The 21,182-nt window shown below is 36.1% G+C and carries 23 protein-coding genes; 13 read left to right on the plus strand and 10 right to left on the minus strand.

Features of this window, described 5'->3' with window-relative positions; all coding sequences use genetic code 11:
• Nucleotides 1-76: 76 nt before the first annotated feature.
• Complete coding sequence (locus FJR45_RS04830) at nt 77-337, plus strand: hypothetical protein (RefSeq protein WP_193151592.1); 261 nt, start codon at nt 77-79, stop codon at nt 335-337.
• A 28-nt stretch (nt 338-365) separates the two neighbouring features.
• Here FJR45_RS04830 and lysS read toward each other — a convergent pair whose 3' ends face one another.
• The 4 genes from lysS to FJR45_RS04850 are packed head-to-tail and all read right to left on the minus strand — an operon-like array spanning nt 366 to nt 3,915.
• A complete protein-coding gene (lysS, locus tag FJR45_RS04835) occupies nt 366-1,880 on the minus strand; it encodes a lysine--tRNA ligase (protein WP_193151593.1) in 1,515 nt (504 codons plus the stop codon).
• Nucleotides 1,881-1,896: 16 nt separating this feature from the next.
• Nucleotides 1,897-2,382 carry a Fur family transcriptional regulator gene (locus FJR45_RS04840; protein ID WP_193151594.1) on the minus strand — a complete coding sequence of 162 codons (486 nt, stop codon included), beginning with the start codon at nt 2,380-2,382 and terminating at the stop codon, nt 1,897-1,899.
• 2 nt (nt 2,383-2,384) lie between these two features.
• A complete protein-coding gene (locus FJR45_RS04845; protein WP_193151595.1) occupies nt 2,385-3,002 on the minus strand; it encodes a CvpA family protein in 618 nt (205 codons plus the stop codon).
• On the minus strand, nt 2,992-3,915 hold the full coding sequence (locus FJR45_RS04850; RefSeq protein ID WP_193151596.1) for a GGDEF domain-containing protein: 924 nt from the start codon (nt 3,913-3,915) through the stop codon (nt 2,992-2,994). The genes FJR45_RS04845 and FJR45_RS04850 overlap by 11 nt, the downstream gene beginning before the upstream one ends.
• Nucleotides 3,916-4,035: 120 nt before the next feature.
• Here FJR45_RS04850 and FJR45_RS04855 point away from each other — a divergent pair, with 120 nt between their 5' ends.
• On the plus strand, nt 4,036-5,385 hold the full coding sequence (locus tag FJR45_RS04855; protein WP_226966479.1) for a class II 3-deoxy-7-phosphoheptulonate synthase: 1,350 nt from the start codon (nt 4,036-4,038) through the stop codon (nt 5,383-5,385).
• A 216-nt stretch (nt 5,386-5,601) separates the two neighbouring features.
• On the opposite strand, the gene FJR45_RS04860 is transcribed toward FJR45_RS04855, so the two are convergent.
• From FJR45_RS04860 to FJR45_RS04870, 3 genes are read right to left on the minus strand one after another with little or no spacing between them, the layout of a single operon-like run.
• The gene (locus FJR45_RS04860; protein ID WP_193151597.1) at nt 5,602-5,958 is read right to left on the minus strand and encodes a hypothetical protein; all 357 of its coding nucleotides are present in this window, start codon (nt 5,956-5,958) and stop codon (nt 5,602-5,604) included.
• A gap of 1 nt (nt 5,959) precedes the next feature.
• On the minus strand, nt 5,960-6,457 hold the full coding sequence (queF, locus tag FJR45_RS04865) for a preQ(1) synthase (protein WP_193151598.1): 498 nt from the start codon (nt 6,455-6,457) through the stop codon (nt 5,960-5,962).
• The gene (locus FJR45_RS04870) at nt 6,450-8,396 is read right to left on the minus strand and encodes an ABC-F family ATP-binding cassette domain-containing protein (protein WP_193151599.1); all 1,947 of its coding nucleotides are present in this window, start codon (nt 8,394-8,396) and stop codon (nt 6,450-6,452) included. The genes queF and FJR45_RS04870 overlap by 8 nt, the downstream gene beginning before the upstream one ends.
• A 99-nt stretch (nt 8,397-8,495) precedes the next feature.
• On the opposite strand from FJR45_RS04870, the gene FJR45_RS04875 reads away from it, so the two are divergent.
• Together FJR45_RS04875 and FJR45_RS04880 are read left to right on the plus strand one after the other, a co-directional pair.
• On the plus strand, nt 8,496-8,948 hold the full coding sequence (locus tag FJR45_RS04875) for a hypothetical protein (RefSeq protein ID WP_193151600.1): 453 nt from the start codon (nt 8,496-8,498) through the stop codon (nt 8,946-8,948).
• Between the two features lie 204 nt (nt 8,949-9,152).
• Nucleotides 9,153-9,599 carry a hypothetical protein gene (locus tag FJR45_RS04880; protein ID WP_193151601.1) on the plus strand — a complete coding sequence of 149 codons (447 nt, stop codon included), beginning with the start codon at nt 9,153-9,155 and terminating at the stop codon, nt 9,597-9,599.
• Here the strand turns inward: FJR45_RS04880 and FJR45_RS04885 are convergent.
• Entirely contained in the window at nt 9,596-9,895 is a 300-nt protein-coding gene (locus tag FJR45_RS04885) for a hypothetical protein (RefSeq protein WP_193151602.1), read from the minus strand. The two genes, FJR45_RS04880 and FJR45_RS04885, sit on opposite strands and share 4 nt — an antisense overlap.
• 128 nt (nt 9,896-10,023) lie before the next feature.
• Between FJR45_RS04885 and htpG the strand changes: the two genes are divergently transcribed.
• Together htpG and FJR45_RS04895 are read left to right on the plus strand one after the other, a co-directional pair.
• A complete protein-coding gene (htpG, locus tag FJR45_RS04890; RefSeq protein ID WP_193151603.1) occupies nt 10,024-11,916 on the plus strand; it encodes a molecular chaperone HtpG in 1,893 nt (630 codons plus the stop codon).
• Nucleotides 11,917-12,014: 98 nt separating this feature from the next.
• The gene (locus FJR45_RS04895) at nt 12,015-12,524 is read left to right on the plus strand and encodes a hypothetical protein (protein WP_226966480.1); all 510 of its coding nucleotides are present in this window, start codon (nt 12,015-12,017) and stop codon (nt 12,522-12,524) included.
• 8 nt (nt 12,525-12,532) lie between these two features.
• Here the strand turns inward: FJR45_RS04895 and FJR45_RS04900 are convergent, their stop codons facing one another.
• Complete coding sequence (locus FJR45_RS04900) at nt 12,533-12,703, minus strand: hypothetical protein (RefSeq protein WP_188109962.1); 171 nt, start codon at nt 12,701-12,703, stop codon at nt 12,533-12,535.
• Nucleotides 12,704-12,712: 9 nt separating this feature from the next.
• On the minus strand, nt 12,713-13,018 hold the full coding sequence (locus tag FJR45_RS04905; protein WP_193151605.1) for a hypothetical protein: 306 nt from the start codon (nt 13,016-13,018) through the stop codon (nt 12,713-12,715).
• Nucleotides 13,019-13,212: 194 nt separating this feature from the next.
• On the opposite strand from FJR45_RS04905, the gene FJR45_RS04910 reads away from it, so the two are divergent.
• The 7 genes from FJR45_RS04910 (at nt 13,213) to FJR45_RS04940 (ending at nt 21,175) form a co-directional block, all read left to right on the plus strand.
• Nucleotides 13,213-13,455: an OadG family protein gene (locus FJR45_RS04910; RefSeq protein ID WP_193151606.1), complete on the plus strand. Its 243-nt coding sequence runs from the start codon at nt 13,213-13,215 to the stop codon at nt 13,453-13,455.
• An 8-nt stretch (nt 13,456-13,463) separates the two neighbouring features.
• Nucleotides 13,464-15,275, plus strand: coding sequence for a biotin/lipoyl-containing protein (locus tag FJR45_RS04915; protein ID WP_193151607.1), 1,812 nt, complete (start codon nt 13,464-13,466; stop codon nt 15,273-15,275).
• A gap of 4 nt (nt 15,276-15,279) precedes the next feature.
• On the plus strand, nt 15,280-16,608 hold the full coding sequence (locus tag FJR45_RS04920) for a sodium ion-translocating decarboxylase subunit beta (protein ID WP_193151608.1): 1,329 nt from the start codon (nt 15,280-15,282) through the stop codon (nt 16,606-16,608).
• 359 nt (nt 16,609-16,967) lie between these two features.
• Complete coding sequence (locus tag FJR45_RS04925; protein WP_193151609.1) at nt 16,968-17,672, plus strand: response regulator transcription factor; 705 nt, start codon at nt 16,968-16,970, stop codon at nt 17,670-17,672.
• A gap of 81 nt (nt 17,673-17,753) precedes the next feature.
• A complete protein-coding gene (locus FJR45_RS04930; protein ID WP_283949384.1) occupies nt 17,754-18,227 on the plus strand; it encodes a PAS domain-containing protein in 474 nt (157 codons plus the stop codon).
• Entirely contained in the window at nt 18,196-19,491 is a 1,296-nt protein-coding gene (locus FJR45_RS12605) for a methyl-accepting chemotaxis protein (protein ID WP_193151611.1), read from the plus strand. Before FJR45_RS04930 ends, FJR45_RS12605 begins: the two co-directional genes overlap by 32 nt.
• Before the next feature lie 4 nt (nt 19,492-19,495).
• Complete coding sequence (locus tag FJR45_RS04940; protein WP_193151612.1) at nt 19,496-21,175, plus strand: EAL domain-containing response regulator; 1,680 nt, start codon at nt 19,496-19,498, stop codon at nt 21,173-21,175.
• Nucleotides 21,176-21,182: the final 7 nt, after the last annotated feature.

Consider the following 21,182-nt stretch of genomic DNA (forward strand, 5'->3'; position numbering starts at 1 on the left):
GCAAACTAGGTAGCAAAAGTTTCTCTGTCTGCATGTTATAATTACACTGTAAATAAAAAAATAAAAGGATTTACCCATGAGTAAACACAAAGCAAAAATAGAAAAAGTATTTGAGCATCCGCTTTCATCTAATATTGATTATAAAAAACTAATACATGCCCTAGAACATTATGGTGCAAAAACAGAGATGACAAAAAATCATCATGTAAAGATATTTTTAAATGACAAAGAGTATGTTATGCCTCTTCCTCATCAAGATACAAACATTTCAAAAGAGATAGTGGTAGAACTGCGTCATTTTTTAGAGAGTGTAGGGCTGACTCCAGAGAAACTGTAATCAGCAGAGGGGAGGGAAAAGAGTACTCTTACTCTTCCTCTTCTTTTGTGTTTTCTTCCTGTACAGGCTTCATAGCAGGGAACAGTAAAACATCTCTTATGCTGTGCTCATTTGTCAGCAACATTACAAGTCTGTCTATTCCTATACCTTGGCCCGCCGTCGGTGCCATTCCATAGCTGAGCGCTTCAACAAAATCACTGTCCATTTCATGGGCTTCATCATCTCCGCTCTCTTTTGCAGCCATCTGTCCCTCAAAACGTGCGAGTTGGTCTATTGGGTCATTTAACTCACTGAAGGCATTGGCAATTTCACGGCCTGCTATAAAGAGTTCAAATCTCTCTGTAATTTCAGGATGCGCATCACTTCTGCGGGCTAGCGGAGAAATTTCAACCGGATACTCTGTTATAAAAGTAGGGTCAATAAGTTTTTTCTCAACAAACTCGTCAAAAAGTTCGCCCTGAAGCTGTCCTAAATTCATTCCGGGTTTTACTGTAATACCTTTTTCATTAAGGTAAGCAATGATTTTTTCTTTGTCTTTTACAACATCGGCAGGAACGCCGCCAATCGTTGTTAAAGACTCTATAAGAGGAATCTCTTGAAAATTGTCAAAATTTATTTCTAAGTCACCATACGGAAGAAGTGTCGGCAAGTCTAAATGTTCAAAAAGGTACTGGAAGTACTCTTTTGTGATTTCGATTAAATCTTTGTATGTTTTGTATGCCCAGTAAAACTCTATAGAGGTAAATTCAGGGTTATGCGTTGCATCCATCCCCTCATTTCTAAAGTTACGGTTGATTTCAAAAACGGCTTCAAAACCGCCGACAATCAGTCTTTTAAGGTAAAGCTCCGGTGCAATTCTGAGGTATCTGTCAACACCGAGTGCATTATGATGTGTCACAAAAGGTTTGGCATTGGCCCCGCCGGCAATAGGGTGCATCATAGGTGTTTCAACTTCCAAAAAGCCTTTGTCCTCAAAGAAACGGCGTGTCAAAGAGATAACGCGGGAACGGATTTGAAAAGTTTTTCTTACTTCCGCATTCATAATCAGATCAAGATAGCGTTTTCTGTAACGAATCTCTTTGTCCGTAATACCGTGAAACTTTTCAGGAAGCGGTGAGATGGCTTTTGTCAGGAGTTTGAAACTGTCTACATGTAAAGAGAGTTCTCCCTGTCCTGTTACAAAAGGAAAACCGCCGACTTCAATGATGTCTCCGACTTCTATATTTTTTTTAAACATAGTGTTGTAAAAACCCTCAGGAAGATTGTCACGAGTGATGTAAACCTGTAACATACCGCTTTCGTCTTCAATCTTTACAAAACTCGCTTTTCCCATAATGCGAAGAAATTTTATTCGCCCGCTTACAATATAGTGACGCTTTTCGTCACGTTTGTTTTCCATCTCGGCTACATCAGAGTTGACATTCAAATATTTTTCGATAGTTGTATTTCTTTGTGAATCATTTGCATAAGGGTTGTACCCTGCATCTTTCAATGCATTTGCTTTTTCTATTCTTTGCTGTATGTATTTATTTTCAAAAATCAATAGTTTTCCTTCTTTCTTAGTTGTTTTCTTTTTCTTGACACTCTTTACAAATGCCATATATCTGCATAGAGTGGTCAGTCATTTTAAATCCGAGTTTTTTTGTGATTACATGTTGGCGTTTTTCTATCTCTTCATCTACAAATTCAGTGATTTTTCCACACTCTGTACAGATGAGATGGTCGTGATGTATTTTTACTCCAAGTTCGTATTTTTTTCCCTGTGCTCCAAATGAAAGTGAGGTGACAACATGGGAGTCTTCAAGAAGCGAAAGTGTTCTGTAAACAGTCGCTATACCTGTTTTTAGTTCCGGATATTTGGTTTGCAGGAGATGATGTAAATCTTCAGGAGTCAGGTGCTCATCCGAATTGTACAGAGTTTCCAGTATCACTTCACGCTGAATTGTAAATTTGAGATTATTTTTTTTTAACAATTTTTTGAAGTCATTCAGCAGTTCTTCATATTCCATGGTTTTATTGTTGAAGTTGGTAGTTACATGTATCATAATTATTTCTCTCTTATTTGATTTTTAATAGTGTCAATTTGCTGCAAGGCTGCTGCTGAAATGTTCTCTTCTACTTTTTGTTGCAGATCCGCACTGCCCTGTGAAATTGTTGTATTGATATCATTTGATATATCTGTAGGATCTATTTTCATAATATATTTTCCTGTTTCGACTAAAACAGGGAAGAGTACACTTGTTTTGAGTGTAGAATCAAGTGTCGTTCTGATTGCCTGGACATTATAAACCGCATAAGCAATAACTGCGGCAATAAGAAAAAACTTGCTTGAGCCTACGATAAATCCCAAAATTTTGTCTATCGGACCAAGACCGCTTAGAGAACTTAACTTTTTAAATGCAAATCCTATAAGAACCATGACCAGCCAAAAAAGTGCCAGTGTTGCCAGAAAACCTGTAAAACTTATAGCCGATTCGTTTGAAAATTTAAATATCGTATCACTCAGATACAGTCCGACATCATCACCAAATCTCGATGCTACAAATATACCGCCTATGATACCAATGAGTCCGAAAATTTCTTTAAAAAACCCGTTGAGTATTCCTTTTAAACCCAGGAGCAGAATGACAACTCCTACAATAATGTCAAAATAGTTAAATTCCATTTTTCACTTCCACATGCATTTGATTTTTTCCGTTTTGTTTGGATTTGTACAGTGCCTTGTCAGCTCTGTCTATAAGTGTTTCCGCTGTATCGCCGGGATAGTACATTGTCGCACCCAGGCTCATTGTTACTTTCAATGATTTTCCCTGATAAAAGAGTTGATTTGAACTGATAAGCGTTAAAATTCTTTTTGCGATTTTTTGGCAGGTTTTTGCATCTATTCTGTTGAGTATGATTAAGAACTCTTCGCCACCGTAACGAAAAACTTTATCGCCGTCACGCAATGTCTTTCTTAAGAGTCTGGCAACAAAAATCAGTATTTTATCACCTGCAACATGTCCGTATTTGTCATTGATATGTTTAAAATCATCTATATCCAGAAGAAGTATGTGCAGTTCATACTCCAGCTCTTTTTTTGCACAGAGTTTTTGAAGGTATGTGTCAAGTGCCCGTCTGTTGAATATTTTTGTCAAAGAATCCAGGTTTGAACTCTCTTCAAGTTTTTTTACCTGTGTACTTAACTCTGATATGACTTGATTTGCGCGTTGCACCTCTTTTTCCATGTGATTTTGAATCTCATCAAACTTTTCTTTTATTGAAGGCATATCTATGAGCTGATTTTTATAGCTGTGAATAGTCTCTCCATGAATTTGAGTCAGTTTGGCAAATTTGTTGTTTGTATGTTGATATGATGAAAGTGTTTTATTTGCAATTTCTTTATAAGTGTTGGTGAATGCCAGTTTTGCATGTTCTACTGAGTCTATATCTCCGTCATTTATATTTTGTATAGTCATCACAGCATCTTGCAAATAGGTGACAACCTGTTCTTTGTTAGGCTCCTGTTGTGTGTCAATATTTTCAAGCAGCTCATGATACATTTGAGTTACTAATGATTTCAAGTCACTTTTTGTCATAAATCTCCAAATAAAAATATTCACAATTATACTAATTTAAGCATAAAAAAAGCTTTTCTCATAGCAATTTTAGCTATTTTTTGATAAAATTCCAAAAACAATAATATATAAGGTCTGATAATGAGCACTTGGAGCCCGTCTAGCTGGAGAGAAAAACCGATATTACAACAACCGACATATCCTGATAAAGCAAAACTTGAAGCTGTTTTAAAAGAGTTGAAAAGCTACCCGCCGTTGGTATTTGCAGGAGAAGCACGTTCACTCAAAGAACAGTTGGCCAATGTGTCACAGGGCAAGGCTTTTTTACTGCAAGGTGGTGACTGTGCCGAGAGTTTCAGTGAATTCCATGCCGACAATATTCGCGATACTTTTAAAGCCCTGATGCAAATGGCGGTTGTCATGACCTATGCCGGAGGACTTCCTGTTGTAAAAGTAGGGCGTCTAGGCGGTCAGTTTGCAAAACCGCGTTCCTCGGATACGGAAACAAAAGGGGATATTACCCTTGATTCTTACCGTGGAGATATTATAAACGGTATAGACTTTGATGAAAAGTCCCGTACACCGGATCCTGAACGTATGATAAGAGCCTATAACCAGGCTACGGCTACACAAAACCTGCTCCGTGCTTTTGCATCAGGCGGATTGGCTGATTTGCATCAGGTAAGCAAATGGAACCTTGACTTTGCCCATAAAAGTGAAGTGGGTGAGAAGTACGAAGCATTGGCAGAAGATATAGAAAAATCATTAAAGTTTATGGAAGCCTGCGGTGTAACATCCAGAACATACAGAACATTGCGTGAAACAGACTTTTTTACTTCACATGAAGCACTGCTTTTACCGTATGAAGAGGCTTTTACAAGACAAGATTCTCTTACCGGTGACTGGTACAATACTGCAGCACACATGGTATGGATAGGGGATAGAACACGCCAGCTTGACGGTGCGCATGTTGAGTATATGAAAGGTATTAAAAACCCTATAGGTATTAAAGCAGGACCTACTATGGACCCGGATGATCTGGTACGGTTGGCTCAGGCGGTAAATCCTGAAAATGAAGCAGGGCGCTTAAATATTATCGTAAGAATGGGTGCAAACAAAGTCGGCGAGCATATGCCGGCATTGATTCGTGCTGTTGAGAGAGAGGGACTCAAAGTTGTCTGGTCATGTGATCCTATGCACGGAAATACCATCAAGTCATCAAACAACTATAAAACGCGTCCGGTTGATGCAATTTTGACAGAAATGAAACAGTTCTTTCAGGTGCATAAGGCTGAGGGTACATTTGCCGGCGGTGTTCACTTGGAAATGACAGGGAAAAATGTTACAGAGTGTATTGGTGGTTCATTTACTGTAACAGAAGAGGATTTAAGTTCTCGTTATCATACACATTGTGACCCGCGTTTAAATGCAGACCAGTCATTAGAGTTGGCATTTTTAATCGCTGATTCTTTACAGGATGCGAATAAATAAGGAGCTTTTTCTTAAGTCAAGAGAGTCGGCACTTAAAGTACCGATTCCGAGAGAATATGCAATTTTTTTGGAACCCGTACTTTTAACGCTAAAGCGTAACTTAGAAAAAAACTAAATTTTTTTCTGTAGTGCGGGCGAGAGTGGCAGGGAAGTTGAAACAGTCGGCACTAATCCTTTATGGGGTTTGTGTTTTTAAAAATTAAGGGCTGGCTTTTATCATACCTGAAAGATATTCTCTTTTTTTACAGGTATAAATTCTGCTCCGTAGCAGAGTCTTTGTTGCAAACCTCCACGCGCTGTCAAATCAACTACTACACCCAAATTTTTTGTTTCTATGCTCCTTGCTATCGTCTCATAAATTTCAAAAGCGATATCTTCGGCCGTAAATTTTTTGTCTCTGAGTGAGGTCAGGTATTTTTTAAAATCACGCAAATCAAATGTCTCACCGCTGCTGGTAAAGTTGATGTAAACACTGCCTCTGTAGGGCTGTCCGCTGTGTGCCAGAAACAGAAGTTCACGAGACATATATTGTATGTTTGTATTTTCTTTTACATGTAAAGGTGTTAATTGCATATTATCCTACTCTTTGCGGGTTGAGATTTCTGTTGAAAAACCTATGCTTTTCCAGCTCTTTGTATTTTGCTTCCCCTTTTGCATAACTGAAAGTCGGATGGATGCTGATGTTGCCTCTTGGATAAAAAAGACCAATGACTTCAAGATATTTTGGCTGCATGAGTGCAACTAAATCTTTGCCTATTTTGTTCACAACATCTTCATGAAACTCACCGCTGTTAATAAAGCTCAAAAGATAGAGTTTGAGTGATTTGCTCTCAACCATTTTCACCTCAGGAATATAGTTGATGATGAGCGTGCCAAAATCCGGCTGATTTGTTTTAGGACAAAGTGATGTGAATTCGTCTGCATTGAGTGTCACCCAGTAGTCCATCTCAGGATGGACATTCTCAAAGGTCTCAAGCAATTCAGGGGCATATTCATATCTGTACTCTGTATGTCCGGCTCCAAGCTGGGCTACTTCTTTTGCTCGTTTTGCTTTATACTCTTTTTCATCCATTGTTAATCTCTTCTTCTTTTTCCTGAATTGTTAAAAGCTCTTCAACTTTTTGCTCATACAATGCTTCCATATCTGCCAACTCTTTGGCAAGTTTGCTCAGACCTATCTCTTCATAACATTTCGGGTCTGAGAGGCAGTTGTTCTTTTCATCTATTTTAGCTTCAAGTTCTTCTATCTCGGCCGGGAGTTTTTCCAAAGCTATTTTTTCTTTAAAAGTAAGTTTGAGTGTTTTTGGTTTGGGCTTTACATGTAAAGGTGTTTTTTGCTCTTTGGTTGCTTCTTTTTCCATATCATGAAGTTCTTGCACCTCTTTTTCAAGTTCCAAATACTCAGAATACTGCTGATGCGACTCTTCTATGGTTTTGTCAGGTTTAAAAATAAAAAGCTTTTTTGCAATTTTATCGACAAAATATCTGTCATGCGAAACAATGATAACAGCCCCTGCAAAATTTGTCAACTGCTCTTCTAAAATATTAATGGTAGGAATATCCAGATCATTTGTCGGTTCATCCAAAATGAGGATGTCAACATCCTGTGTAAAGAGAAGGGCAAGGGCAACACGGTTTTTCTCGCCGCCACTGAGAACGCCTATCTTTTTGTCTAAAAATTCACGCGGAAAGAGAAAGTTTTTAAGGTAGCCGTATACATGTAAATCACTGCCGCGTACATTGACACGGTCCCCACCGTGGGGACAAAAAGTCTCTATAAGGTTTTTGTCGTCATCAAGCATCTCTCTGTGCTGGTCAAAATAGCCGACTTTGAATTCTCCGCGTTTTATCTTGCCGCTTGTCGGTTCTATGCGTCCAAGCAGCGCTTTTAGCAGTGTTGATTTTCCACTGCCGTTTGGGCCGACAATGGCGATGACATCTTTTTGCAGTATACGTGTTGTAAAACCGTGTAACAGCTCTTTGTCACCGAGTTTGAGCCCCAGATCTTTGACTTCAAAAAGCATTTTTTGTTTGTTGACGCTTTTGTCACGGTTAAAGTGTTTTGCCTCGCGTTGCAGTTCTACAGACATTTTTCTGATTTTGGCAGGATTTGTTTTTGCTTCTTCTCGCAGTTGCATCAAGCGCTCTTTGCGCCCTTCATTTCGTTTGAGCCTTGCACGCACTCCTCTTGCAAACCACTCATTTTCTCTTTTGAGTATGCCGAGCAGATTGTCATGCTGTTTTTGCAGGGTTCTGAGATATTCCTCTTTTTGTGTAAGGTAGTCATTATATCCGCCTTTGTACTCACGTAGGGCACAATCTTCTACTTCAACCGATTTGGTGGCAATTCTGTCTATGAAATAACGGTCATGGGAGATGAAAACAAGGGTAAATTTCTCTTTTAAAATCAACTCTTCAAGAAATTCGACCATATAAACATCCAGGTGGTTCGTCGGTTCATCAAGCAAAAGCACATCCGGTTTTTGCAGTAGCAGTGAAGCAAGTGCCACACGCCGCTGTTCGCCTCCGCTGAGGAGCATAACAGGCTTGTGTTCATAAGGTTTGAGCTGAAAATGCTGAATGATACGTTCTATCTTGTCATCCAGATTCCAGGCATTGTGGTGGTCAATGTAGCGTGAGAGTTTTTCATACTCTTCTAAGAGCAGTTTGTTTTCAAAATCTTCGCTTAAAAGCAGTGAGAGTTCATTGTATCGCTCTTTTGCGGCATTGAGCTCTTGAAGACCTGCTTCTACAGCTTGGCGGACACTGTGTCCTTCTTCAAATGCCGGACGCTGATCGAGCATTTTGATTTCCAAATCATTTTTGATGATACGGCGTCCGCCATCCGGGGAGAGTGTCCCGTTGAGTATTTTCATCAAAGTTGACTTGCCACTGCCGTTTTTTCCAATGATGACTATACGCTCGCCTGCATCCACATGAAAGTCAACCTCAGTGAGAATTTTTTGTGCCGAATAGTGTTTGCTGATTTTTTGTAGATCAATTAATGCCATAAGTAGTTTACTTTTTAAAGAGATAATAGCATTTTGGTCATTAATAAGGGCTTATTTATTTTAATAGATTATAATCGTGTATATAATAGGAGCAGAATCATGTTACAGGTAATAGCTGAAATAAGAAAAAACGAACATCAGTATATGGAAATGCTTAAAGAAGAAGGCAAGGAGTTTTTTTACAGAAAAGAGCGATATGGTACTGAGTTTTCCTTTATTGCTATATATTGTGAATGTAAAATTGCAATAGACTTTAACGAATTAAAAAAGAGATTAAGAAGTACTGACAAATTGATAACCCTCAATGATAAACTGCACTGTATCATTCTTGATTCTGTTGATGAAGAACATTATATTAAAGTGGCTGAAAACATAAACTACAATCTTTTACACTTAAATACGAACAATGATTATTACCTGGGTACGGTACATTCCAAAGAGTATGAGGTCAAAGAGTGTTCAAATATGATATATGAACTGTTCTGCAGATTGGAAGATGCTTTAGAGAATAATTTAAAAAATATTGTTGTATATCAAGACTTCGTTATTTAAATTATAATATTATATGAACTCATTTAAACCCGAATTATGCAATAGAAAACAATAAGTAGGTTCTATGCTTGTGCCCAAGGGATGTTTAGAAAATTGTTGTGCCAACCTTTTTGGTCGGTCAATAATTTTATGAATGTGTCTTGGGTGTAATGAAAGAGACTTTCTTAAGTTTTCTATTGCATAATCCGGGTTAAAGGATTTTATTTGGGTTTATTTATACATATTCATCTTATTGCTGCCATTGCCTGGATAGGCGGTTCTATCTTTATGTTTATTTTAGGTGTTACACTGCTTGATAAAGAAAAACAACAACAGGTTTACCCGGTAATAGGGCCTATTTTCGGTTATTTTGAATTGGTTTCCATTGTTATTTTACTGTTGACTGGTACTGTGATGATTGTTGATAATGGTTTGTATCATATGCTTTTGACGCATGATGACAATATTATCGTCCAGGAGTTACGCAAAAAACTCATAATTGTAGCTGTTATAATCGTGGCAACAATAGTTCATTTTTTCATTGCATTTCGTACAAACGGGAAAGAGCGAACGAAAATACAAAATATTTTGTCACGCGGAACTTCACTACTCATATTTTTTTTAAATCTGTTTGTTCTGCATTATGCAATTATGATTCGCGCGATGCTTTAAGGACATAACTTTTTTGCCGTAAACCATTTTGCTATCCCTTCATCATTATAGTGATATTCTCTTTGAGAGGGAGGGATGACACTGTTTCTCATTTTAGCTCTTACAATGCCAACAACTATAAAGGTAATCAACAAAGTAGCTCCTGCGATAAAATAATCATACATGTACCAGGCGATGAACGCAGCCAATACTGGAGTAAACTGTAAAAAATATTTCAGTAACAAAGCGATGATTTGACATTTTTTTGTCTCTAGAACAGGAGTAGGTTCTATTAAATCTATATAATCATTTTTCATACAGTTATTATAGCAAAATAAAAATAGTATAAACTTGAGTTAAATTGACTAAAGAATATTGATAAAACTTGCAACTATTAACTTTTTTTGGTAAAATACAGTCAAATTTTAAAAAAAGGATTACTATTATGGCTAAACATCAATTTCAAACAGAAGCAAATCAAATTTTACAACTTATGATTCATTCACTTTACTCCAACAAGGAGATTTTCCTTCGTGAACTTATTTCCAATGCATCCGATGCACTTGACAAACTCAATATGCTCGTTTTAACAAATGAAGCATACAAGGGTATAAAGTTTGATCCGAGAATAGATATAAAAAGAGACAAAGAGAAAAAACTTTTAACTATTGCTGATACCGGAATAGGTATGAATGAGGTAGATTTATTAAATAACCTCGGAACAATTGCAAAATCAGGAACAAAAGCATTTTTAGAAAACATGACAGGTGATCAAAAAGTAGATTCTCACTTAATCGGTCAGTTTGGTGTCGGTTTTTATGCTGCGTTCATGGTGGCTGATACAGTTGAAGTCATTTCAAAAAAAGCAGGAGAAGATCAGGCTTACAAATGGATGAGTACCGGAAATGGTGAATTTGAAGTAGAAGCAACAACAAAAGAGGGACACGGAACAGAAATTATTCTTCACTTAAAAGAGGGTGAAGAAGAGTTTTTGGAAGAGTATCGCATAGAGGCTATTGTCAAAAAATACTCTAACCATATTCCATTCCCTATTTTTATGGATAAAGAGAAGCATATTCCGGCTGTTACTGATGATGAGGGCAAAGAGACAGAGCCTGCACGCACTGAAATAGAAAATGTACAAATTAACTCTGCAAATGCACTCTGGACGATTTCTAAAAATGAATTAAAAGATGAAGATTATAAAGCTTTTTATGAAACACTTGCACATTCAAACGAAGAACCGCTAAAATGGATGCATCATAAAGCAGAGGGGGCTATAGAGTATACGACACTCTTCTACATCCCAAGCAAGGCACCGATGGATATTTACAGAGTTGATTATCAGCCTGGTATCAAACTCTATATTAACCGTGTCTTTATTACAGATGATGACAAAGAGCTGATGCCTACATACTTGCGTTTCTTACGCGGTGTGATTGATTCAAAAGATTTACCGTTAAATGTAAGTCGTGAAATTTTACAGTCAAATCCAGTGATGGCAAAAATCAAAAATGCTTCGGTGAAAAAAGTGCTTTCCGAGCTTGCAAAAATGATGAAAAAAGAGCCTGAAAAATATGACACATTCTATAAAGAGTTTGGAAATGTACTCAAAGAGGGACTCTATAATGACTTTGCAAATCGCGAAAAAATCTTAGAGTTGTTGAAATTTCACACACTCAACTCTGATGAAATGACAACTATAGAAGAGTTTGTGAAAAATGTCGACGAAGAGAAAAAAGAGATCTATTACCTTGCGAACAAAGGCTCTGTTGACATGCTCAAGCACTCTCCTGTGTTAGAGAAGTTTAAAGCACGCGGTATAGATGTATTGCTTCTCAATGAAGAGGTAGATACTATTATATTCCCGATGGTGACAGAATATAAAGAGTATAAACTTATTCCTGTATCAGATGCAAAATTTGAAGAGAGTGAAGAAGAGAAAAAGGCAAAAGAAGAACTTGAAAAAGAGTTTGAAGGCCTTGCAAAAGAGTTTAAAGAGACACTGGGTGAAGCTATAAAAGAAGTTGAAGTGACAACGGAGTTGACAGAATCTCCTGTTGCTCTGAAAATAGACAAAGAAGATCCTTCTTACATGATGGCACAGATGATGAAACAGATGGGTCAGGGCGGTGAAGTACCTGAGCCAGCACCAATTTTACAAATCAATCCTAAGCATGAACTGATTGCAAAATTAAAAGATTCTAGTGATCAGAATCTGATTGAAGATGCAGCGCATGTCTTGTTTGATCAGGCAAAACTCTTTGATGGCAGAGAACTTGATGATACTGCAGATTTTGCAATGAGACTCAACAGAATTATAGTAAAAGCATTATAACTTTTTTGGATGAGTGCAATCGTAGCACTCCTCCAAACTCTCCTCTTTTATTTTTCTTTTTTATCTGTTTCACACAAATTATATGATATCTTATGATTATGTTAAAAAAATTAAAATTCTTTTTAAAACCATCGGACAGACAATCTGTTGATCAGCTGCTGCATGAAGCCAAACGGGTATGCACTTTACTTGGAAGAGGTGTGTTGCGTGATCTGGAAATTGACGGTTACCGGTATGATATTTCGATTGCTGTACGCGAATTAGGATTAGACACAGAGCTGGTTTCCCAACTGGTTGATGATTATGTTGCTCAGGTCATTAAGGCAATTGTGCAGTTTGAGAGTTATTTGGCGGCACTTCAGGATTCACAGGACAATCATGACAATTTGGATTACACCCCATTGAGAGAATTGGCACATAAAAATCTCGGTGTTGCAAGAAATTTACGCATAAAAGATGCAGAAATACTTCTTTATGAGTTAATGAAAAAAGACAACCTGGACTATTTACTTGCCTGTTTGGAGGCTTTAAAGGTTTGTGCCATCAAACTGAGTCCAAAGTGTGCCTATGATACACTCAAGCTTATTGAAGTGAAAAGTACTTTATAAATAAACAGTTATCTGTTTTTTAAGGAATGAGAAATCTGTTCAAGTTTTCCTTTTGGTTTGATAGATATTTTTTCTTCTTTTTTGTGTATAGGAAGAGCAAAAGCCAAAAGTATAAATATAAATGAGAAAACAATTGCGCTTAAAGCAGTAAGGACAAGTTTAAGCTTAAAATCTTTCATACTGTTCCTTTAGGAGTTCTCTTTTTGCTCATTCGTCATATAAATCCAAAACTCTTTATGTGTATATCCTTTATTGAGAAAAAAGAGTTGTAAAATTGTTACTCTGTAAAGAGTAACAAGCATTTTTGCATAAGGAATAAAAAGACTTAAGCGTATGAGTAATGGCTGCTCTTTGTCACCTTTGGATTCTATCATCTCTTTCATGCCGATATTGTTACTTAAATATACTCCAAACATAATTGAAAATACAAAATTCAAGATAAGACCAAAAATTACATAGGCCATAAAGTTCTGCTCGTACATACCTGCTATCATCTGAAAAACATCCTAATATTTTATCTGTTAAAACATTTTAGCTAAAAATTATTAGTGTTTAGTTTAAGTGATGAAATTAAGTCACCAAAAAGTAACAATTGTGCAGTAATTTAAAAATAAAGTTTTTTCAACAACTTTATTTAAACATCTTTATACTATACTAAGCCCACAAATTATGAATAAAGGGTAATTTAATGGAAGCAAACCTCATTATGGAGGGAGTTAAATTTATGTTTTTAGGAATGGGAACCGTGTTCGTGTTTCTAATTATAATGATTCTTTCAGTCAATCTGATGTCATTGATAATACATAAATTTTTTCCTGAACCACAGGCAGCTGAAGAGACTGTTTCTGGGAATGCAACACAGCAACAACAAGACAAAAAAAAGATAATTGCAGCGATAACAGCTGCAATTGCACACCATAAACAAGGTTAAGGATTATAATGGCTAAGAAATTTATAGATGTAATGGATACAACTTTCAGGGATGGTTTCCAGTCAGTATTTGGTGGACGTGTATTGATGGAAGATTTTTTTCCGGCAGTAGAGGCCGCAAAAATGGCAGGTATTAACCACTTTGAATTTGGCGGGGGAGCAAGATTTCAATCATTATACTTTTATTTGAGAGAAGATGCATTTGAAATGATGGACAGGTTCCGTAAAATTGTAGGTCCGGATGCAAATCTGCAGACACTTGCTCGGGGAGTAAATACTGTAATGCTCGATACCGGTTCAAAAGAACTGATAGACCTGCATGCAAAAATGTTTAAAAAACACGGAACAACGACAATCCGTAACTTTGATGCACTGAATGATGTGGAAAACCTGAAGTATTCAGCGGAAAGAATCAAACATCACGGCTTGAAACATGAAGCGGTTGTAACTATGATGGACTTACCACCGGGGTGCCATGGTGCTCATAATGTTGAGTTTTATGAAAAAACACTTCGTGATATTTTGGACAGCGGTCTTCCGTTTGACAGTATCTGTTTTAAAGATGCAAGCGGGACATCAAATCCTCAAAAAGTTTTTGAGACTATTACGATGGCAAGAAAACTTTTAGGAGATGACACGCATATTCGCCTTCATACACATGAAACTGCCGGTGTTTCTGTAGCAGCATATATGGCTGCGCTTGAGGCTGGAATTGATGGTATAGATATGGCAGCAGCTCCTGTGAGTGGTGGAACATCTCAGCCTGATATTTTAACAATGTTGCATGCAACAAAAGGGATGAATTACGATCTTGGCGGACTTGAAATTGGTAAAATTCTTACTTATGAAAAAGAGTTACAGTCATGCCTTAGTGACTATTTTATGCCACCTGAAGCGACAATGGTTTCTCCTATTATTCCGTTTTCGCCAATGCCTGGCGGTGCTTTGACTGCAAACACTCAGATGATGCGTGATAACGGCATCATGGATAAATTTCCGGATGTAATTGCTGCAATGCAGGAAGTTGTAGAAAAAGGTGGTTATGGTACTTCTGTGACACCGGTTTCTCAGTTTTATTTCCAGCAGGCACTCAACAATGTAATGCAGGGGCCATGGAAAGCTATTGCTCCCGGTTATGGAAAAATGGTTTTAGGATACTTTGGAAAAACTCCGGTAGAACCAGATCCGGAAATTGTTAAAATTGCTTCAGAGCAGTTGAAACTTGAGCCGACAACAAAAAAAGCACTTGATTTGGCAGATGCAGATCCTGCAAAATCTTTAGAGAACTGGATTAACAGACTCAAAGAAGAAGGTATAGAAATAACAGAAGAAAATATTTTTATAGCAGCTGCATGTCAAGAGAAAGGAATCACTTTCCTTAAAGGTGAAGGTGAATTAAACGTTCGTAAAATATCAGAAATGAAAAAAGAAACAGAAAAAGATTGTGAAGGAAGTTCAATGGGTAGTGGAAATTATACAGTAGTAGTAGATGGTCAAAAGTTTAGTGTTCAGGTAGCAGAGGGTGATGCGGATATTCAGGTAACAGCAGTAAATGGTGAGAGTGCTGCTCCATCAACAACTACAGCAGCACCTACGGTGTCAGGGAATGATGTAGAAATTAAAGCACTTCTTCCAGGTAATGTTTGGAAAATTGTTGCAAATCCAGGTCAGAGTGTTAACGAAGGTGATGTAATCATGATTTTAGAATCTATGAAAATGGAAATAGATGTTGTAGCACCTCGTGGTGGTGTTATTAAGTCTATTAATGTAGCTACAAATGATAAAGTTGTAGAAGGTCAAGTCGTAGCAGTATTAGGATAAGCGAATGAAAAAAATTGTACTTAAGTTTTTAGCTCTTATAATGCTTTTTGCATTCTCAAATGCGATGGCATCGGAGCATGCAACAGTTGCTGAAGAAGCACGAACAACACATAAAGAAGAGAACTATCATCCAAAACCTATGAGTGAAATGATTGTTAATTTTCTAAAATCAACAGGAATTGTCGCTCTTGTAAGTCCAAGAGAGGATGAGATGAGTGCGACAGGACAAAAGATGAGTGATTTTCATAAAGGTCTTGGCCGTGTGATTATGATTCTTATCGTCTTTTTACTTTTTTATCTTGGAGTCGCAAAAGGGTTTGAACCATTGTTACTCTTACCAATTGCCTTTGGCGGATTATTGGCAAATATTCCTATTGCCGGTATTGCAGGAGAGCATGGTTTCCTTGGTGTAATTTACAATATGGGACTTTCAAATGAGCTTTTTCCTATTATCATCTTTATGGGTGTTGGGGCAATGACTGATTTTGGTCCACTGCTCTCGAACCCTAAAACTGCACTACTTGGTGGAGCAGCTCAGTTTGGTATTTTCGGGACGCTTGTTGGAGCAGTTGCTCTTGCACATTTTGGTTTTGTTGACTTTACTCTGCAGCAGGCTTCTGCAATTTCAATAATTGGTGGAGCAGATGGTCCGACTTCTATTTTTATTGCAACAAAACTTGCACCAGAACTTTTAGGGGCGATTGCGGTTGCTTCATATAGTTATATGGCTATGGTGCCAATTATTCAGCCTCCAATTATGAAGGCTTTGACAAATGAAAAAGAGAGAAAGATTAAAATGACAACATTGCGTCATGTTTCTCGCTTGGAAAAACTTGTATTTCCAATACTTGTTTTGATGCTGGCAATTTTAGTTCTACCAGAGTCTACGCCATTAATTGGTGCATTTATGTTTGGTAACTTCTTAAAAGAATCAGGTGTTGTAGAGCGTTTAAATGATACATTGCAAAATGCTCTTATCAACATTACAACGATTTTCTTAGGGCTTGGTGTTGGTTCAAAACTTGCAGCTGATCAATTTCTTGTACCTGAAACAATGTTTATTATGGTTTTAGGAATTGTTGCATTTTCTGTGGGTACTGCAGCAGGTGTATTAATGGCGAAATTTATGAATCTTTTCCCTGGAAACAAGATAAATCCTCTTATTGGTTCAGCGGGTGTTTCTGCTGTTCCTATGGCAGCGCGTGTATCAAATAAAGTCGGTATGGAATATGACCGCACTAATATGCTTCTAATGCATGCGATGGGTCCAAATGTGGCGGGAGTTATAGGTTCAGCTGTAGCAGCTGGTGTATTGATCTCTTTATTCCAATAATAATTAATCGGCACGAAATTCAAAGCACCCCATTTACGCTTTAGCGACAGGGATGTCGGCATTTAGTGCCAGAAGCGACGCAATTGCGTCGTTATCTCCTCATCGATGCAAATACTTCAAATTCCAATATTTTTTTCATAAAGAATTCATAGTTCAAATAATTATTTATTATTTATTAAATTTGAAAATTATGCTGTTACAACTTGAAACAACAGCTAAGAATATTTATGCATAAGCATGAAATAGGGTTGCTATATTCAATAATATTCGCATAATTGTATCGAACAATTATATTTTTGAATATTCACTATGTAGAATAAAAATATAATAAATTGTAACTAATTAAATCAGGCGAATAAGTGACAAATACAGAATTATTATCTATAACAAAAAAACTTACTGTTTTATATGCAGAAGATGACTTGGAGATGAGAAAAAGTACAACTGCTTTATTGAAAAATTTTTTCTCTCATATTTATACTGCATTTGACGGTAGAGAAGCCCTGGAAATATATAATAACAATCTTGCGAATATTGATCTTGTGATTACAGATATCTTGATGCCACACTTAAACGGCATAGAACTTACAAAAGAAATATTATCTATAAATAAAGAACAAAAATTTATAGTTATATCTGCTTATAATGAAACAAGCTATTTTATTGAACTAATTAATACCGGAGCTGTTATAGGGTTTTTGCAAAAACCTATTAAACGTCAAGAATTATTGAATATTTTAACGACTGCATCTCTCTTTTATAAAGAGGAATATGAAACTACTATCCCACTGAAAGATGGATTTTTATGGAATAAAGAGCTTAAGAGACTTTTTTTAGAAGGTAAAGAGATTCCATTGAGTGCCAATGAAACTAAACTTTTAGATCTGTTTTTAAGCTATCCTAACACTGTCTTTTCTGCTATTGATTTGCACATTTATCTTTTTGAAGACACTAAAGAGTTTTCGGAAGATTCTATAAAAAGCTTTATTAAACGTCTCAGAAAAAAGATCCCTTTATCCTCAATACAAACACACAAAGATTTAGGTTATTCTCTGAGTATCTAGTTTTTGACACCTTCTTGACACTTCTCAATAATATAATTTGTCTAATAAAATTTTTTATTAGGATATTTTATGGAAATTCAAATGAAGCAAGATGAACTCATTGTCTCAAAAACAGACACAAAAGGGCGAATTACCTATGGTAATTTCTATTTTATTTCAATATCTGGCTATTCAGAACAAGAGTTACTCAATGCTCCGCATAATATTTTGCGTCATCCCGATATGCCTCGTGTTATCTTTAAACTTTTGTGGGATCGCATTCAAGCCAAAAAGTATATCAATGCTTATGTAAAGAACCTTACAAAAAATGGAGACTATTATTGGGTTTTTGCAAATGTGACTGCATCTTTAGACGTGCATGGAAACATTATTGGCTACTATTCAGTTAGAAGAGCTCCATCAGTAAGAGGTATAAATATAATTGAAAAACTCTATAAAGAGTTGCGTCAAGCTGAAGCGAGTGGTGGAATAAGTGCTTCATTGAAAATATTGGAAAAACAATTACAACAAGAGGGGCAGAACTATGATGAATTTATTCTCAATCTTCAAAAATAAAAAAAGAAAAAGTGATGAAGCACTACTGGATCAGGTAAACAGTGTAATGGCAGACGCGGCAAACGGTAACCTTGAAAAAAGAGTTACCAATATTTCGCAAGATTCCAAATACTATAATATGGCATGGAATTATAATAATTTACTAGACCAGGTTGAAGCATTCATGCGTGACAGTGAAACTGCTATAAAGCTTGCAACCAATGGTGATAACAGTATCGTGATGTTTCAAGATGGATTTAAAGGTATATTTGCCCGTTCGGTTGAGCCGATAAATAAATCATTAGAGGGCATTAAGTCAGGAATACAGTTAAGAACACAGGGAAATCTTTCGAAAAAATTTAATGAAATCGGAGGCGGAAGTGTTGGCGGTGTTTTACAGGTTAAAAAAGATATAGAGTTTGGTAATGAGATATCCAAGACAATTTTACAAACATCAAAAGATACCAGCAAAGCATCACAGGATAGTATCCAATCGATAGAATCTGTTCAAAATAATTTTGAAAAACTTGATGAAAGCATAACTGAAACAGTGAAAGGGATTGATGCCCTCAATCAACAGTCATTAGAAATTTCTACCATTGTTGAATTGATTCAAGATATAGCAGAACAGACAAACCTGCTCGCACTCAATGCTGCGATAGAAGCTGCACGTGCCGGTGAACATGGTAGAGGTTTTGCCGTTGTTGCCGATGAAGTAAGAAAACTTGCAGAAAGAACACAAAAAGCTACGACAGAGATATCTATGACTATTTCAACTTTAAAACAGGAAACCAATGAAATATCAGAAGAATCTGAGACAATGTACGAATTGGCAAAAGAGTCTCAAAAATATCTGGAGAGTTTATATACGACACTGCAAAGTTTTAACAGATCTGCAAAAGAAACTGCCGATAATGCAAATCATATTAACAATATTTTTCTTATATCCGTTGCCAAAATTGATCATATTGTTTTTAAATCAAAAGCGTATTCGACACTTTTAAGTCAGAATATTTCGGAACCGTTAGCAGATCATCTTTCATGCCGTTTTGGAAAATGGTATCTTAATGACGGTAAAGAGCAGTTCGGCAAAACAAAAGTGTATAACAAACTTGATGCTCATCACAAAGTAGTCCATGACTCTGCCATAAAAAACATGAAGTTTGCCAAGAGTAAAACAGCACTTTTCCCAGAAAACACAGAAGAGATTATTAAAAATTTTACCGTTATGGAAAATGCAAGTAACGAGCTTTTTCATTTACTTGATTTAATGATAGAGGAGTAAAAGAGTGCCACTGCAGGAGTTGCAAAATTACGCAAAAGAACTTCACTTGCTTTTTGTCGAAGATGATGTAGATGCGCGAACAAGTACATCGGAAATGTTGAAAAATATTTTTACCCATATTACAGTTGTTACAAACGGACAGGAAGGGATAGAAAAATTTCAAAATGAAAAATTTCATATAATTATTACAGATATCAATATGCCTGTAATGAACGGTCTTGATATGATAGAAAAAATTCGCCAACAAGATATAAAAATCCCAATCTTCATATTATCTGCCTATAATGATGCAGAATATATTTTACGAGCGATTCAACTTGGGATAGACGGATTTATTATAAAACCGCTTATCTATCAACAGTTTCTTACAGTTTTAAAAAAAGCATTGGAAAAGATTCATCTAGAGACACTTGCTAAAAATTATCAAGAACAGCTTGAAATAGAAATTAAAAAACAAACGCAGGAGTTGAGGCATAAGTTATATTTTGATGATTTAACCGGTTTGTGCAACCGCTATGCTCTGTTTGAAGATTTAAAAAAAATTACTGTACCAATTCTTTTTATTATAGATATCAATGGATTTAAATCTATTAATGAAATTTATGGCGCAGAGACTGGTTCTTTTGTATTACAAGAGTTTGCACATTTTCTACAACACTTTACTGCAGCTGAAAATTATAAAACATATAGAATTTCGGCAGATGAATTTGTTGTTTTGGATGACTGTAAATATATTGATTTTGAAAAATATGAAATTTTTCTACAAGACTTCTTTAGAGAGTTTGCATCTTTTCGGGTTGTAACTGAGCAGGATATAATTTCGATAGAAGTTACTGTAGGGATGTCAACTTCACAATATAATTCGTACGAATATGCAACAATTGCATTGGAGTATGCTAAAAAACATAAAAAACAGTATATGATGTATTCCAATACTATTGATAACCGATCTGCAAAACAGGATATTCTTATCTGGAAAGATAAGATTAAAAATGCAATTGAGAATAATGATATTGTTACAGTTTACCAAGGTATCGTCAATCAGGAAGAAAAAGCAGTCAAGTATGAAGCTCTCATGCGACTTCGTGATGAAGATGGCACACTGATCTCTCCTTACTATTTTTTGGATATTGCAATAAAAACAGGACTCTACCCTCAACTCTCTTCGTATGTAATATTTACGAATCTGAAAAAGATAAAAGAGATACAAATACCTATTGGCATTAATTTTACAGTCAATGATATTAAAAACAAACTTTTTATTGATGAGATTGAGGATTATATTAAAAAGAATCCTGATGTCGGTTCGTTGGTGGTAATGGAGATTACTGAGAGTCAGAGTATGGAAAATTTTGATGATATAAGAATATTTATTGATCGTTTTAGGAAATATGGTGTAAAATTTGCCATTGATGACTTTGGTAGCGGATTCTCAAATTTTGAAAATATTTTAAATATAGCACCAGACTATATTAAAATAGATGGTTCACTTATAAAAGATATTGATAAAAATGAAAAATCTTTTATTCTGGTAGAAGCGATAGTGGAATTTTCTCATAAACTCAATATAAAAGTGATTGCTGAGTTTGTACATTCTAAAAAGATTTTTGAAATATTAAAATCTTTTCAAGTGGATGACTATCAAGGTTTTTATTTTTATGAACCAAATGAAAAAATAATTTAGGAGAAAA

This window comes from Sulfurimonas sediminis, assembly GCF_014905115.1.
Lineage (GTDB): Bacteria > Campylobacterota > Campylobacteria > Campylobacterales > Sulfurimonadaceae > Sulfurimonas > Sulfurimonas sediminis.

Excerpts from the sequence above, each read along its gene's own strand:
- FJR45_RS04830 (WP_193151592.1), top strand. The coding sequence starts at position 77 with ATGAGTAAACACAAAGCAAAAATAGAAAAAGTATTTGAGCATCCGCTT.
- FJR45_RS04840 (WP_193151594.1), bottom strand. The coding sequence starts at position 2,382 with ATGATACATGTAACTACCAACTTCAACAATAAAACCATGGAATATGAA.
- FJR45_RS04845 (WP_193151595.1), bottom strand. The coding sequence starts at position 3,002 with ATGGAATTTAACTATTTTGACATTATTGTAGGAGTTGTCATTCTGCTC.
- FJR45_RS04850 (WP_193151596.1), bottom strand. The coding sequence starts at position 3,915 with ATGACAAAAAGTGACTTGAAATCATTAGTAACTCAAATGTATCATGAG.
- FJR45_RS04855 (WP_226966479.1), top strand. The coding sequence starts at position 4,036 with ATGAGCACTTGGAGCCCGTCTAGCTGGAGAGAAAAACCGATATTACAA.
- FJR45_RS04860 (WP_193151597.1), bottom strand. The coding sequence starts at position 5,958 with ATGCAATTAACACCTTTACATGTAAAAGAAAATACAAACATACAATAT.
- queF (WP_193151598.1), bottom strand. The coding sequence starts at position 6,457 with ATGGATGAAAAAGAGTATAAAGCAAAACGAGCAAAAGAAGTAGCCCAG.
- FJR45_RS04870 (WP_193151599.1), bottom strand. The coding sequence starts at position 8,396 with ATGGCATTAATTGATCTACAAAAAATCAGCAAACACTATTCGGCACAA.
- FJR45_RS04875 (WP_193151600.1), top strand. The coding sequence starts at position 8,496 with ATGTTACAGGTAATAGCTGAAATAAGAAAAAACGAACATCAGTATATG.
- FJR45_RS04885 (WP_193151602.1), bottom strand. The coding sequence starts at position 9,895 with ATGAAAAATGATTATATAGATTTAATAGAACCTACTCCTGTTCTAGAG.
- htpG (WP_193151603.1), top strand. The coding sequence starts at position 10,024 with ATGGCTAAACATCAATTTCAAACAGAAGCAAATCAAATTTTACAACTT.
- FJR45_RS04895 (WP_226966480.1), top strand. The coding sequence starts at position 12,015 with ATGTTAAAAAAATTAAAATTCTTTTTAAAACCATCGGACAGACAATCT.
- FJR45_RS04900 (WP_188109962.1), bottom strand. The coding sequence starts at position 12,703 with ATGAAAGATTTTAAGCTTAAACTTGTCCTTACTGCTTTAAGCGCAATT.
- FJR45_RS04905 (WP_193151605.1), bottom strand. The coding sequence starts at position 13,018 with ATGATAGCAGGTATGTACGAGCAGAACTTTATGGCCTATGTAATTTTT.
- FJR45_RS04910 (WP_193151606.1), top strand. The coding sequence starts at position 13,213 with ATGGAAGCAAACCTCATTATGGAGGGAGTTAAATTTATGTTTTTAGGA.
- FJR45_RS04915 (WP_193151607.1), top strand. The coding sequence starts at position 13,464 with ATGGCTAAGAAATTTATAGATGTAATGGATACAACTTTCAGGGATGGT.
- FJR45_RS04920 (WP_193151608.1), top strand. The coding sequence starts at position 15,280 with ATGAAAAAAATTGTACTTAAGTTTTTAGCTCTTATAATGCTTTTTGCA.
- FJR45_RS04930 (WP_283949384.1), top strand. The coding sequence starts at position 17,754 with ATGAAGCAAGATGAACTCATTGTCTCAAAAACAGACACAAAAGGGCGA.
- FJR45_RS12605 (WP_193151611.1), top strand. The coding sequence starts at position 18,196 with ATGATGAATTTATTCTCAATCTTCAAAAATAAAAAAAGAAAAAGTGAT.